The sequence below is a fragment of the Burkholderia lata genome (assembly GCF_000012945.1).
Taxonomy (GTDB): Bacteria; Pseudomonadota; Gammaproteobacteria; order Burkholderiales; family Burkholderiaceae; genus Burkholderia; species Burkholderia lata.
Window position 1 is genome coordinate 1356263 of record NC_007510.1, and the last position, 12080, is coordinate 1368342.

The following is a 12080-nucleotide window of genomic DNA, read 5'->3' on the forward strand; positions in this document are numbered from 1 at the left end:
TCTAGCCCGGCGGCTCCACCGCGACGACCGCGCTGGCCGGCTGCGAATTGACGGCTGCCCGCACCGTGACCTTGCCGCCGAGCGTGACGCCGGCCGGCAGCGGCACGCTCCACTGGCCCGTGCGGCCCGCGAGCGCGTAGCCGAGCAGCCCGTGCGTGAGCGGGTACGCGTGGCCGTCGCCGGTCACGAGCTCGACCGAGGCCAGCTGCGCGCGCCGCGCGCCGCCGTTGCGCACCCGCAGCACCCAGCCGCCGTTGCTGTGCAGCAGCGCCCAGTCGAGTTGCGGCGCGCCGTTGGTCGCGGGCTCGACGAACACCGGAATCGAATAGCGTAGCCGGATCGACACGCCGTTGGTCGGCGCTTCGCCGGGCTGCGGCAGCTCGTCGATCAGCAGCCGGTAGCTCTGCTCGATGCCGGCGGGCGCGCGCGACGCACGCACGACGCGGATCAGTTGCTCGGACTGCGTGCCGACTTCGATCAGCGGCGGGCTCGCGACCAGATCCTGGGTGGGCGTCAGCGTGTCCTGGCCGTCGGCCTGGTCCCAGCGGAACACGCGCACCTGCCCGTACACGGGGCGCTCGCCCGGATTGTGCAGCGTGATGCCGGCGGCCGTGTCGTCGGAGCCGAATTCGATCGTGACGGGGGAGATCTGCAGCGACGCGGCGTGCGCGGTGCCGGCCGCGCACAGCAGCGCGGCGAGCATTCGACGTAATGCGGTCATGCGTTGCGGTGCCGGTCAGAAGTAGACGGTTGCGGTGACGGTCGTCTGATACGTGTCCGGTTTCGGCGTTGCCTGCGCGGGCACCTGGCCGTAGACGGTCAACGCCTGCGCGGCGCCCGAGCCGGTGCCGGCCACGGTGTTCGTGCCTTGCGTGTTGCCCCAGATCGTCGTGCGCCCGGCGTCCTGGTAGAGCTGGAAGCCGACGGTCGTCGTCGTGTTGCCGGTCGACGTGCCGGCCATCAGGCGGCTCGCGACGCTCGAACCCGTGACCGAGCCCGCATCGAGGCCGACGTTGTACGGCGTCGTATTGGTACAGGTGACGCTGACGGTCGTCTGCTGGTTGATTGCAGTGGCCAGCACCCCGTTGGTGCCGAAGGCCAGCGGGTTCGCGGCGATCGTGCAGTTCGGCTGCAGCGTCAGCGTGACGTTGAAGGTGGCGGTTGCAGTGCCGTTCGAATAAGTGGCGGCGTCGGCGGCAGGTGTCGACAGGCCGATTAACAGCGCGAGCGACATTGTCGTGGAAGCGATGGCAACTTTCACACTGATCCCTCATCGAGCGGTTTTTCATTGGATTTATGCCGCGCTTCGCATGCCGCGGCATTGCAAATGCTGATACGAATCGGCGAGTCTTTCAATCGCAATGATCGGGCTGTTTCATTTTGTTACAGTAAAACCGGGAATCGATTGAATAAAGCCGGAAAACATTACGGCTCTCGATTTTCTTTGGTGCGAGGCGAGCGAAAGATTTTCCAGTGATGCGGCAATTAATTCGCGAATATTGCAGGGTGCGATTCGATTTTTCCGATTGGTGTGACGGGTTGAAACGGTCGGTGCGGAATGAATGATTAATGTATCCGGTGAAGTGAAATATGCAGGTGTTGAATCGTTCGGATGGATTGAATCGATTTCAGTTTTCCATTAGCGAACCGGATTTGCCGTGACGCATGATGTGCCGATATTCCTGATTTTCTGATTGTGGAATCGGTGAATCGGAATTGCCGATTGAAACGAAGACGGCCGCTTTGCGCGGCCGTGAACGTGTTTGCCTGAGGGGAGGTGGGCCGTCGCGCATCACCGGCGCGACGTGTCGCGATTACGAATTCGTGGCGGCCGGTGCGCGGCGCTGCTGCGCGATCTGCAGGAACACGAGTGCGAGTCCGGCTGCGGCGATCAGCCCGCCGACGAGCGGCACGGCCGCATAACCGAAGCCTGCCGAGATCGCCGCACCGCCGGCGGCTGCGCCGAGCGCATTGCCGAGGTTGAACGCGCCGATGTTGACGGCCGACGCGAGGCCCGGCGCTTCGTGGGCCGCCCGCATCACGCGCATCTGCAGCGGCGGCACGACCGCGAACGTTGCGACACCCCACACGAGCAGCGTGACGGCTGCGCCGACGTGCGTGCTGGCGAGCACCGGGAACGCCGCCATCGTGGCGATCAGCAACAGCAGGAAACCGATCAGCGTGCCGTCGAGCGAGCGGTCGGCGAGGCGCCCGCCCGCGATGTTGCCGATCGAGAAGCCGACGCCGATCAGCACCAGCATCGCGGTCACGAAGCCGGGCGTCGCGCCGGTCACGTGTTCGAGCGTCGGCGCGACATACGTATAGAGCGTGAACATCGCACCGGCGCCGAGCACGGTCGTCCCGAGCGCGCCGAGCACGACGGGGCGCGTCAGCACCGAGAGTTCCGCGCGCAGGTCGGGCATCTTGCCGGCTTCGCCCTTCGGCAGTGCCGCGAACAGCCCGGCGATCGCCACCAGGCCGAGGCCCGCGGTCGCCGCGAACGACATGCGCCAGCCGATGATCTGGCCGAGCCAGGTCGCGGCCGGCACGCCGCCGACGTTCGCGATCGTGAGACCCATGAACATCGTCGCGACCGCGCTGGCCTGCTTTTCGCGCGGCACGAGGCTGGCCGCGACCACCGAGCCGAGTCCGAAGAACGCGCCGTGGTTGAGGCTCGTCACGAGGCGGGCGAGCAGCAGCGTCGTGTAGCCCGGCGCGAACGCCGACAGCAGGTTGCCGATCGTGAAGATCGACATCAGCGCGATCAGCGCCGAGCGGCGCGACCAGCGTGCGAGCAGCAGCGTCATCAGCGGCGCGCCGACCATCACGCCGATCGCATACGCGCTGATCAGCATGCCGGCCTGCGGAATCGACACGTGCACGCCGTCGGCGATCACGGGCAGCAGGCCCATCGGCGAGAACTCGGTCGTGCCGATGCCGAACGCACCGGCGGCGAGTGCCAGCAGCGGCAGCGCTGCGCTGCCGCCCGGGCGGGAAGGAGAGGAAGTCGTGGTGTTCACGCGATGAGCTCCTGTAGTCGAGGGACAACGGCACAGGCCGTTGAGGACAGGGCGAAGTGTGCCTGCATGACTTTTGCGGAAAAAGCCGTATACGAACGAAATTATCTTGATTTCATGTCAATAATGCAGCGAGCGCTCGAAGCCCGCTGGAGGGTCGGGCGAAAGCGGGATTTTTGTGAAAGCGTCGTGTAATGAAGGGGATGTGGCTTTCGGCCTGGAGACCGTGAGCCATCGACGCTTCGAAGTGGGCTGACGGTCGTTCCGCCCGATGATCCGGAGGCCGTCCGCGGACCGTCCGGCGATCCGCCGCCGCGCGGATCGGGCGGGCCGGCCAGGTAGCGGGCATTGCCCCGAACGACCGTCGCGCCGTCGCCGAAAACCCTTTGCAGACAAGGCACAAGGGCAAAAAAAGCCCCGATCACAGGGGGACCGTGACCGGGGCGGAAACGCATCCTCTCTTTGGCACGAGGGTTGGATGCGCGCGCAGTATATTTCGAACCATGACAATTCGAACCGACGTTAAACGGCCGTTTTTGGTGTCAATTTAAAAACACCGGTGCTGCGGCGTCCGGTGTCGTCGTTTTGTAAGAATTTTCGCGAAAAAGATGCGGCTGTTTAGCCTGTTTCGGCAGCCAAGCCGACGGTTTGACGGAAGGGGGTTCCGCCCGTCATTCGGCACCGCGAATCGTGTCGCTCAAGCGCCGGGCGAAGTCGTGGAATCTGCTGTCACTCAGCCCGCTTGGCGCGCTTCACCGGCCGCGTCGCGCACGGCCTCGAGAAACCGCGCGACGACGGGCGACGGCGGCATTGCCGCACCGTCGAACACGAACTCGATGTCGAAGCGGCTCGCGAGTTCGTCGAGCGCGACGAGCCGGACCGTGTGCGGGCAGGTCGGCGACGAGCTTTCCGGCACGAATGCACAGCCCATCCCGGCTGCGACGAGGCCGATCAACGTCGGAATGTCGCTGCCGACCTGCGCGATGCGCGGCGTGAAGCCGGCCTGCTGGCACTGCGCCATCAGGAACCGGTGGTGCGCGGCGGAGCGCTGCGCATCGAACCAGACGAACGGCTCGTTCGCGACGTCGGCCAGCGTGCGCGGCGCGGTGAAGCGTCCGCCCGGCGGCGCGGGCATCGCGAGCACGAAGCGGTCGCTCAGCAGCCGTACGCCCGACAGGTGAGGCGCCTCGTCCCGGCGCCACGCCATGATCCCGCCGTCGAGCTGGCCGCGCATCAGCGCGCCCGCCTGTTCGGCCGACAGCATCGGTGCGATCGACAGCTTCACGTCCGGGCACGCATCGCGAAAGGACTTGAGGACGTTTGCGACGACGGGCAACGGCAGGCAGTTCGGCAACGCACCGAGCCGCAGCTCGCCCAGCTGGCCGGCCGCGCTGCGCAGTGCGCGCTCACGGCTGTCCTGCAGCGTCGCGAGCAGGCCGGTCGCGTCCTGCAGGAAGCTGGCGCCGGCCGCCGTGAGCGTGACGCCCGTTGCGCGGCGCACCAGCAGCGGCGTGCCGATCGCGTCCTCGAGTTCGCGGATCTGTCGCGACAGCGCGGGCTGGACGATGCCGGCCGCGCGGGCGCCGGCCATCACGCTGCCGGCTTGCGCGACGGCCACGAAGTAGCGCAGGTGACGCAATTCGATCTGACGCATGCGGGTTCCGTTCCGGTTCATCGATATACCTGTGAAGCATAGCAAACGCCATCCGATGGTATTGGAAAGCATGGGAAGCGTGCCGTACGATAACCGTCGTTGCCGCGCGCAGTGGCGCGTCGCGTGCGTTCCTTCAGTTCCCTCCGTTCCCATTGGTCCCGTCCCATGCCGCTTCATATCCCGACCCCTTATATCCGCTCGCAAATTGCGTCCCGCCGGCTCGGCAGGACCATCCGGCTGAAGCTCGATGCGCTGCAGCCGTCGGGCTCGTTCAAGCTGCGCGGCATCGGCGCCGTTTGTGAAGCGCGGCATGCGGCCGGCGCGCGGCGCTTCGTGTCGTCGTCGGGCGGCAATGCGGGCATCGCGGTCGCGTATTGCGGCCGCGAACTCGGCGTGCCGGTGCTCGTCGTCGTGCCGGAGAGCGCGTCGGCCCGCGCCCGCGAGCTGATCCGCGTCGAGGGCGCGGAGGTGGTCGTGCACGGCGCGAGCTGGGCCGAGGCGAACGCGTACGCGCAGTCGGCACTCGGCGAGCACGATGCGTTCGTGCATCCGTTCGACGACCGTGTGCTGTGGCAGGGCCACGCGACGATGATCGACGAGATGGCGGCGGCCGGCCCGAAGCCCGGCGCGGTCGTGCTCGCGGTCGGCGGCGGCGGGCTGCTGTGCGGCGTGCTCGAAGGGCTGGCGCGCAACGGCTGGCACGACGTGCCGGTAGTCGCCGCCGAAACGGAGGGCGCCGACTGCTATGCGCGCTCGCTGGCGCAGGGGCGTGTGGTCGAGTTGTCGGCGATCACGAGCATCGCGACGTCGCTCGGCGCGAAGCGGCCATGCGATGCGGCGGTCGAATGGGCCGCGCGACACGAGATCCATCCGGTCGTCGTGTCCGATGCCGACGCGGTGGCCGCGTCGCTGCGCTTCCTCGATGAACACCGGATCGTTGTCGAGCCCGCATGCGGTGCTGCGCTGGCCGCACTCGAGCGACCGGTGCCCGTGCTTGCATCGGCGACGGATATCGCCGTGATCGTCTGCGGCGGCGTGACGGCAACCGTCGAGCAGATGCAGACGTTGCGCGCGACGTTGCGGTAGGCGAGAGGCCGGCGCAAGCAGGTTTGTCGGAGTCGGTTGGATGGCGGTCGATGATGGATATCCCTGCGATCGTCTGCGCTGGCGTGACGGCGATCATCGAGCAGATGCAGACGCGGCGCGCGACGTTGCGAAAGGCCGGGTGGCCGTCGACCCCGACGAACGTCGGCATCGGCCGCGTATGCCCGCCACGATGTCGCGAAGCATCGAAGCACATCGAAGCAATATCCGCAACACAACGGGTAAGCAGCCGGTGGCGCGGAGATTCCCGTGAGGAATGACGGGGAAGGGTGCGTATCGTCGCGCGGTGCCGGGTACGGCCGGGCGCGACGATACGGGCGGCCGGTCAGTTTGCGGCCGGTGCGCTCGCGCCGGACGGTGCGGACGATGCGACGGGGTTGGCGGCGGCAGGCGTGGGTGAGGTGCTCGACGGTGCCGATGCCGATACGGGGGCCGAAGCGGTGGACGCAGGCGCGACCGGAGCCAGCGTCGCAGCGGCCGGCGCCGAAGCGGCATGCGTCGACGCCGCCGTGGCAGCTGACGATGCCGGGCTGGAAGCGGATGCCGGCGCGGAAACCGGCACGGCAGCCGAAGCCGGCGTGGATGCCGATCCGGACGCCGGTGCAGGCGTCGACGAGGCGGCCGATGCAGGCGCCGCACCCGAAGCCGGTACCGACCCCGAACCAGACGCCGCCACCGGCGCGGCAGCACGCATCGCCGCCGGCACGACCACGGCCGACGCGGCGGCCGGCACGGCATTCGCGCCCGACTCGGGCGCCACGACCGGCAGCGACAGCGGCACCGGCGCCGCGGGCGGCGTCGGCACGACCGGCGTCGTCATCTTCATCGGCTCGCCCTGGGGTGTCGGCGCGGGTTCGGGCAGCGGCGTGACGGGTTCCTTCTCGGCAGCCTTGACGGTCGCGCGGTCGCGGCGGGCCGGGTCGATCTTCAGGAAATGCTCGACGAGATTGAAGAAGCGCTCATAGAACACGCCGGCGGGAATCGTCTCGCTGGCGGTCTTGACGAGCGCATCGTCACTCGACCCGATCGGCAGCGACAGCGAGCCGAACACGCTCAAGCCCACGCTGGCCGACGTATTCGACTTCTTCAGCGTGTAGCGATCCTGCACCGCGTTAACGTACGCAATGCTCGACGAGCCATCGGCGTTCGCGTCCGCGCACACGACGTGAAACTCGATCACGACGTGCATGTCGTTGTTCGGCTGGAAATTCTTGCTGCCGTCGACCGCATCGTTGCGCGACGACGACACCACATAGCCCTGGCTCAGCAGCGCGCGCCGCGCGGCCTCGCAGGCCGCGTCGGATTTCGAGTGGAACGTATGCGCATACGGGCTGCTGGTCGCGTCGAACTGTTCCTGCTGGTAGATCGGCTTGGGCGGCGACGAGCACGCCGCCAGCACGGTCGCGGCCGCGAGCGCGCACGAAACGGAAAACAGGCGAAATCGGTTGTGCATGGCGTCTTTCAGAAGGCTTGGCGAGAGGTCGCGCAACGGGCGGAGCCAGGATGAAGCGCGCGGCCATCTCGTAAGGCCGGGGCGTCATTATAGTTTCCTTTGATGTCGCGCTCGCTTCAGTCGGCCGGTGCGCCGCGTGCCGCGGCGAGCAATTGCGACGTCAGCGGATGGTGTTCGCCGCGCCGCGAGCGGATCGCGTGGATCTCCTCGGTCACGTCGCCGGCACGCCCGAGCCGCCGCAACCCGCGCAGCAGCGACGCGTCGTTCGCGCCGAGTTCGCTCAGCGGAAACACGCCGAGGCCGCGCGCCGCGAACACGGCCATCAGCGCGCTGTCCTCGAACTCCCCGGCCACACGGGGCAGGATCCGTTCTCCTTCCAGCCACAGGTCGAGGCGCGCGCGCAGCGCAGAATGCGCGGTCGGCAGCAGCACGGGCAGGTCGGCGAGGCACTGCGGAAAGTGCTGCCGCGCGGCCGGCGTGACGAGCGCCGAGGGGCCATACCAGTCGACCGGCGACGCGACGAGCCGCTCGCTCGTCACGCGCAGGTTCGAACCGGACGGCGCGCCCTGGCCGGCCAGCACCAGGTCGAGATGATGCAGCGCCAGCTCCGCGAGCAGCGCATCGTGCTCGCCTTCGTGGCACAGCAGCCGCAGCGTGGGCGTATCCAGCACGGGCGCGAGGATCGCGTGCGCGGCGAGCTTGGAGATGCCGTCCGCGAGGCCGACCGCGAGCCGCACGGTCGGCTGGCTGGCCGCCGCGCGCACTTCGTCGGGGATCAGCCGCCCCATTTCGAAGATCGCCTCCGCGCGCGCAAACGCGGCCTGGCCGGCGTCGGTCATCGTGACGCCGCGCCCGGCCGGGCGCAATAACTGGTGCCCGAGCGCTTTTTCGAGCTCGCGCACCTGCGCACTGATGGTCTGCACGGCCATGTCGAGCCGCGCGGCCGCGCGCGCGAAGCCGCCTTCCTTCACGACGACCCAGAAGTAGTACAGATGTCGGAAATTGAGCATCGGATCGTAATTTCGGAAAAACCGAACCAAAAGTCAGATTCTCTCTGATTTTTCCGAAGTCCGGGGCGGCATATGATCTGGCTTTCCACTTTCGTATCGGCCCATTTCATGGACTACCTGCTGACGCTTGCCGTTGACCCCGCCGTCTGGGCTGCGCTTCTGACGCTCGTCGTGATGGAAGTCGTGCTCGGCATCGACAACCTGATCTTCATCTCGATCCTCAGCAACAAGCTGCCCGAAGCGCAGCGTGCCCGCACGCAGCGCCTCGGCATCGCGCTCGCGCTGGTGATGCGCCTCGCGCTGCTCGGCAGCGTCGCGTGGATCGCGAGCCTCACCGAACCGGTGTTCACGCTGTTCGACCATGCGTTCTCGTGGCGCGACCTGATCCTGCTGTCGGGCGGCCTGTTCCTCGTCTGGAAGGCGACCACCGAGATCCATCACCATGTGTCGCGCGACGGTGAAGGCGCGGGCGGTTCGGGCGGCGCGGTCGGCCTGACGGTGTGGGCCGCGATCGGCCAGATCGTGATGCTCGACATCGTGTTCTCGATCGACAGCATCGTGACCGCGATCGGCATGACCGAACACGTGCCGATCATGTTCGTCGCGGTGATCGTCGCCGTCGCCGTGATGCTGTTCGCTGCACAGCCGCTCGCACGCTTCATCGACCGCAACCCGACCATCGTGATGCTCGCGCTGTCGTTCCTGGTCGTGATCGGCATGACGCTGATCGCCGAAGGGTTCGGCTCGCATGTGCCGAAGGGCTACATCTACGCGGCAATGGCGTTCTCGGCTTTCGTCGAAGGCATGAACATGCTGGCGCGGCGCGCGAAGTCGAAGCGCTCGGCACCGACGGAAGGCCACTGAGCCACCGCGCGTGACACGGCTGCTGCGGTGGCCGGCGTCACGCGCCTCATATGGAATCCAGACGAAATTCGCACGGAAAGGAGAAGCGCGATGAAATGCCCAGTCTGCAAGACGCCCGACCTGCTGATGGCCGAGCGCCAGTCGATCGAGATCGACTACTGTCCGACCTGCCGCGGTGTGTGGCTCGATCGCGGCGAACTCGACAAGCTGATCGCACGCGAGGCCGGCGACGCGCCCGTGCGGCACGATGCGCAAGCACCGCGCGGCCACGACGGCGGGTGGGGGCGCGACGCTCGCTCGCATGACAGCCGTGACAGACACGATGGCCGCTCGCACGATGATCGCTACAAGCACGACGGCCAGCGTCGCAAGAAATCGGTGTTCGACCTGTTCGACTTCGACTGATCACACCGCACGTCATAAAAGAAAGCCCCGCCGTACGTACCCGGCGGGGCTTTTTCATGCGTGCGGGATGATCGCCCGCGTGGGTGCTTACGCGTTGCCGGCCGTCACGTCGATGCGGCGTGGTCGCGTTTCCTCGCGGCGCGGAATCGTCAGCGTCAGCACGCCGTCGCGCAGGTTCGCGTCGATCCTCGACGTGTCGAGATCGGGGCTCAGCACGAAGCTGCGTGCATAGCGCGTCGCGCGGATTTCGGCGTGCCGCACGCGGAGATCGGCAGGCGTGTCGATCTGCGTGTCGGCCTCGATCGTCAGCGTGTTGTCGTGCACCCTCACGTCGAGGTTTTCGCGCGGCACGCCGGGCAGGTCGGCCCGCAGCGTGACGCCGAGATGGTTCTCGACGATGTCGACGGCCGGCGTGATCGCGGGCCGGCGGGCCGCTTCGGCGGCAGCGGGGTGAACGGTGTTCGTCTGACGCTCGGCCAGGGTCGGGTTCGCATTCATGTCGGTATCCTGAATATTATTGAACGGTGATTGCACGCGGCTTCGATGCCTCGCGCCGGCCGACGCGAATCAGCAGGCAGCCGTTTTCGTAGCGGGCGCTGACCTGGTCGGAGTCTGCATCCCGCGGCAACTCGACGACGCGACGGAATGCACCGTGAAAACGCTCCTGCGCATAAGTACGCAGATCGTCGCCTTCGCTGCGAGCCGCCGGCTTGCGCTCGCCGCTGATCGTCAGCAAGTCCTTGTCGATCGATACGTCGAAGTCGGCCGCGGCCATGCCGGGCGCAAACGCGACGATCTCGATGGCGCCGTCGGTGGCGCCGACGTTGAGCGCGGGAAAGGCGCCGGGCCGCACCGCGCGAATGCCGGACGGACGTTCGCCCAGCAGGTTGGCCACTTGCCGCTGCACGCGGGCGAATTCGTCGAACAGGTCGCTGCCGAAATGGATACCGCTCATGTTGGTCCTCCTGAACAGGGAACACGGGAGACGTGACGGCGCGGCGCCTGCGGCGGGCGCGACGTGGAAGCTCCACTGGGTCGAAACGGGGGCAGTGCGTTGGATGGTGCACTGCCCGACGACGTGTAATTAGTGGCCACCTCAGCGCATTTCAAGAGGGCATCTGCAATCTGCGTCAATACATGCCCGTGCGATTCGATGCGACAATCGCCGCGATCTATCTGCAGACCAACGACACGGGACAATCATGGACATTCGACGCATCGCGATCGTCGGCGCCGGCGTGATCGGCGCGAGCTGGGCCGCTTTCTATCTGACGCAGGGCTTCGACGTCGTCGCGACCGATCCGGCGCCGCAAGCCGACACGCGGCTGCGCGAATCGCTGGCCGCGTTTCTCGGCGAGCGGGCCGCCGAACTTTCGGCGCGGCTGTCGTTCGACGCCGATCTCGTGCGTGCGCTCGACGGTGTCGACTTCGTGCAGGAAAACGGCCCGGAGCGGCTCGACCTGAAGCGCGCGCTGTACCGGCAGATGGACGACGTGCTGCCCGCGCACGTGCCGATCGCGTCGAGTTCGTCGGGCCTGAAAATGTCGGACATCCAGACCGCATGCGACAAGCATCCGGAACGCTGCCTGATTGCGCATCCGTTCAATCCGCCGCACCTGATTCCGCTCGTCGAGCTGGTCGGCGGCGACGCCACCAGCCAGGACGTGACCGCGCGCGTGAAGGATTTCTACGATGCGCTCGGCAAGCAGACGATCGTCCTCAACAAGGAGATGACCGGCCACGTCGCGAACCGGCTCGCGGCCGCGCTGTTCCGCGAGGTGTATCACCTCGTCGGCGAAGGTGTCGTGAGCGTCGCCGATGCGGACAAGGCTGTCGCGTGGGGGCCCGGTCTGCGCTGGGGGCTGATGGGGCAGTGCCTGACCTATCACCTCGGCGGCGGCACGGGCGGGATCGCGCACTTTCTCGAACACCTGTCGGGGCCGATCACGAGTTGGTGGGACGACCTCGGCACGCCTTCGTTCGATCCGGACGTCGATCGCAAGCTGAACGACGAATTGCGCGCGATCCAGGGCGAGCGCTCGATGCAGGAACTGGCGGCCGAACGCGACCGCTTGCTCGTCGAGCTGATCGACGCGCGGCGCCGCAGCTTCCTGCCGTGACCGCGCCGCGGCGTCGCGTCCGGGCCGCGGCCGGCTACTGCTGCGCGGCGGTTTGCGCTGCCTGCGGCGTCTGCGCGAGCCAGGCGGGGCTCGCGGCCTGCACGAGTTCGCGGTTGCGTGCGCGGGTCGCGGCGTTCGGCGGATAGTTGCCGTCGTTCGTCGGCAGTTGGCCGTCGAGATAGGCCTGCTTGAGTTGCGCGATGACTTCCGCGCGGGTCAGCCCCTGCGCGGGCGCCGCGGTATCGGACGTCTGGGCAAAGGCGGGGGACAGCAGGGCGGCGGCGGCGGTCGCAACGGCGAATCGCATGACATTCATGGCGTGCTCCGATCAAGGGGACGGGACACCGGATGCGCGGCGGCGGCTGGCCGTGCGTTCCGATGGGTCCCATTGTCGCGAGCGGGTGCTGCGTGGACGATGACGCGTTCCGGGCAAAGCTGTCAGTTGCGGGCGCG

Annotated in this window: 13 protein-coding genes; 4 read left to right on the plus strand and 9 right to left on the minus strand. The window is 67.5% G+C overall.

Features of this window, described 5'->3' with window-relative positions; genetic code table 11:
• Window position 1: 1 nt before the first annotated feature.
• From BCEP18194_RS12085 to BCEP18194_RS12100, 4 genes are all read right to left on the minus strand, one after another.
• A complete protein-coding gene (locus BCEP18194_RS12085) occupies window positions 2-721 on the minus strand; it encodes a fimbrial biogenesis chaperone (RefSeq protein ID WP_011351562.1) in 720 nt (239 codons plus the stop codon).
• Window positions 722-736: 15 nt separating this feature from the next.
• Entirely contained in the window at window positions 737-1234 is a 498-nt protein-coding gene (locus tag BCEP18194_RS12090) for a Csu type fimbrial protein (RefSeq protein ID WP_011351563.1), read from the minus strand.
• A 580-nt stretch (window positions 1235-1814) separates the two neighbouring features.
• Window positions 1815-3020: an MFS transporter gene (locus BCEP18194_RS12095; protein ID WP_011351564.1), complete on the minus strand. Its 1206-nt coding sequence runs from the start codon at window positions 3018-3020 to the stop codon at window positions 1815-1817.
• A 730-nt stretch (window positions 3021-3750) separates the two neighbouring features.
• Window positions 3751-4671, minus strand: a complete 921-nt coding sequence (locus BCEP18194_RS12100) for a LysR family transcriptional regulator (RefSeq protein ID WP_011351565.1) — start codon at window positions 4669-4671, stop codon at window positions 3751-3753.
• 165 nt (window positions 4672-4836) lie between these two features.
• On the opposite strand from BCEP18194_RS12100, the gene BCEP18194_RS12105 reads away from it, so the two are divergent.
• Window positions 4837-5757 carry a pyridoxal-phosphate dependent enzyme gene (locus BCEP18194_RS12105; protein ID WP_011351566.1) on the plus strand — a complete coding sequence of 307 codons (921 nt, stop codon included), beginning with the start codon at window positions 4837-4839 and terminating at the stop codon, window positions 5755-5757.
• Between the two features lie 343 nt (window positions 5758-6100).
• Here BCEP18194_RS12105 and BCEP18194_RS12110 read toward each other — a convergent pair whose 3' ends face one another.
• Both BCEP18194_RS12110 and BCEP18194_RS12115 read right to left on the minus strand, forming a co-directional pair.
• Window positions 6101-7228, minus strand: a complete 1128-nt coding sequence (locus BCEP18194_RS12110) for a DUF2242 domain-containing protein (protein WP_011351567.1) — start codon at window positions 7226-7228, stop codon at window positions 6101-6103.
• 116 nt (window positions 7229-7344) lie between these two features.
• Window positions 7345-8238 carry a LysR family transcriptional regulator gene (locus BCEP18194_RS12115; protein ID WP_011351568.1) on the minus strand — a complete coding sequence of 298 codons (894 nt, stop codon included), beginning with the start codon at window positions 8236-8238 and terminating at the stop codon, window positions 7345-7347.
• 108 nt (window positions 8239-8346) lie between these two features.
• Here BCEP18194_RS12115 and BCEP18194_RS12120 point away from each other — a divergent pair, with 108 nt between their 5' ends.
• Both BCEP18194_RS12120 and BCEP18194_RS12125 read left to right on the plus strand, forming a co-directional pair.
• The gene (locus tag BCEP18194_RS12120) at window positions 8347-9102 is read left to right on the plus strand and encodes a TerC family protein (protein ID WP_041492794.1); all 756 of its coding nucleotides are present in this window, start codon (window positions 8347-8349) and stop codon (window positions 9100-9102) included.
• 90 nt (window positions 9103-9192) lie between these two features.
• Entirely contained in the window at window positions 9193-9507 is a 315-nt protein-coding gene (locus BCEP18194_RS12125; RefSeq protein WP_011351570.1) for a zf-TFIIB domain-containing protein, read from the plus strand.
• A gap of 87 nt (window positions 9508-9594) precedes the next feature.
• Here the strand turns inward: BCEP18194_RS12125 and BCEP18194_RS12130 are convergent, their stop codons facing one another.
• Window positions 9595-10005 carry an Hsp20/alpha crystallin family protein gene (locus BCEP18194_RS12130; protein ID WP_011351571.1) on the minus strand — a complete coding sequence of 137 codons (411 nt, stop codon included), beginning with the start codon at window positions 10003-10005 and terminating at the stop codon, window positions 9595-9597.
• Between the two features lie 16 nt (window positions 10006-10021).
• A complete protein-coding gene (locus BCEP18194_RS12135) occupies window positions 10022-10462 on the minus strand; it encodes an Hsp20/alpha crystallin family protein (RefSeq protein WP_011351572.1) in 441 nt (146 codons plus the stop codon).
• Window positions 10463-10709: 247 nt separating this feature from the next.
• Here BCEP18194_RS12135 and BCEP18194_RS12140 point away from each other — a divergent pair, with 247 nt between their 5' ends.
• On the plus strand, window positions 10710-11627 hold the full coding sequence (locus BCEP18194_RS12140) for a 3-hydroxyacyl-CoA dehydrogenase NAD-binding domain-containing protein (protein ID WP_011351573.1): 918 nt from the start codon (window positions 10710-10712) through the stop codon (window positions 11625-11627).
• 34 nt (window positions 11628-11661) lie between these two features.
• Here the strand turns inward: BCEP18194_RS12140 and BCEP18194_RS12145 are convergent, their stop codons facing one another.
• Complete coding sequence (locus BCEP18194_RS12145; RefSeq protein ID WP_011351574.1) at window positions 11662-11943, minus strand: DUF4148 domain-containing protein; 282 nt, start codon at window positions 11941-11943, stop codon at window positions 11662-11664.
• Window positions 11944-12080: the final 137 nt, after the last annotated feature.

What these genes read in the sequence shown, in the direction of transcription:
- BCEP18194_RS12085 (WP_011351562.1), bottom strand. Translation starts at nt 721, where the DNA reads ATGACCGCATTACGTCGAATGCTCGCCGCGCTGCTGTGCGCGGCCGGC.
- BCEP18194_RS12090 (WP_011351563.1), bottom strand. Translation starts at nt 1,234, where the DNA reads ATGTCGCTCGCGCTGTTAATCGGCCTGTCGACACCTGCCGCCGACGCC.
- BCEP18194_RS12100 (WP_011351565.1), bottom strand. Translation starts at nt 4,671, where the DNA reads ATGCGTCAGATCGAATTGCGTCACCTGCGCTACTTCGTGGCCGTCGCG.
- BCEP18194_RS12105 (WP_011351566.1), top strand. Translation starts at nt 4,837, where the DNA reads ATGCCGCTTCATATCCCGACCCCTTATATCCGCTCGCAAATTGCGTCC.
- BCEP18194_RS12110 (WP_011351567.1), bottom strand. Translation starts at nt 7,228, where the DNA reads ATGCACAACCGATTTCGCCTGTTTTCCGTTTCGTGCGCGCTCGCGGCC.
- BCEP18194_RS12115 (WP_011351568.1), bottom strand. Translation starts at nt 8,238, where the DNA reads ATGCTCAATTTCCGACATCTGTACTACTTCTGGGTCGTCGTGAAGGAA.
- BCEP18194_RS12120 (WP_041492794.1), top strand. Translation starts at nt 8,347, where the DNA reads ATGGACTACCTGCTGACGCTTGCCGTTGACCCCGCCGTCTGGGCTGCG.
- BCEP18194_RS12125 (WP_011351570.1), top strand. Translation starts at nt 9,193, where the DNA reads ATGAAATGCCCAGTCTGCAAGACGCCCGACCTGCTGATGGCCGAGCGC.
- BCEP18194_RS12130 (WP_011351571.1), bottom strand. Translation starts at nt 10,005, where the DNA reads ATGAATGCGAACCCGACCCTGGCCGAGCGTCAGACGAACACCGTTCAC.
- BCEP18194_RS12135 (WP_011351572.1), bottom strand. Translation starts at nt 10,462, where the DNA reads ATGAGCGGTATCCATTTCGGCAGCGACCTGTTCGACGAATTCGCCCGC.
- BCEP18194_RS12140 (WP_011351573.1), top strand. Translation starts at nt 10,710, where the DNA reads ATGGACATTCGACGCATCGCGATCGTCGGCGCCGGCGTGATCGGCGCG.
- BCEP18194_RS12145 (WP_011351574.1), bottom strand. Translation starts at nt 11,943, where the DNA reads ATGAATGTCATGCGATTCGCCGTTGCGACCGCCGCCGCCGCCCTGCTG.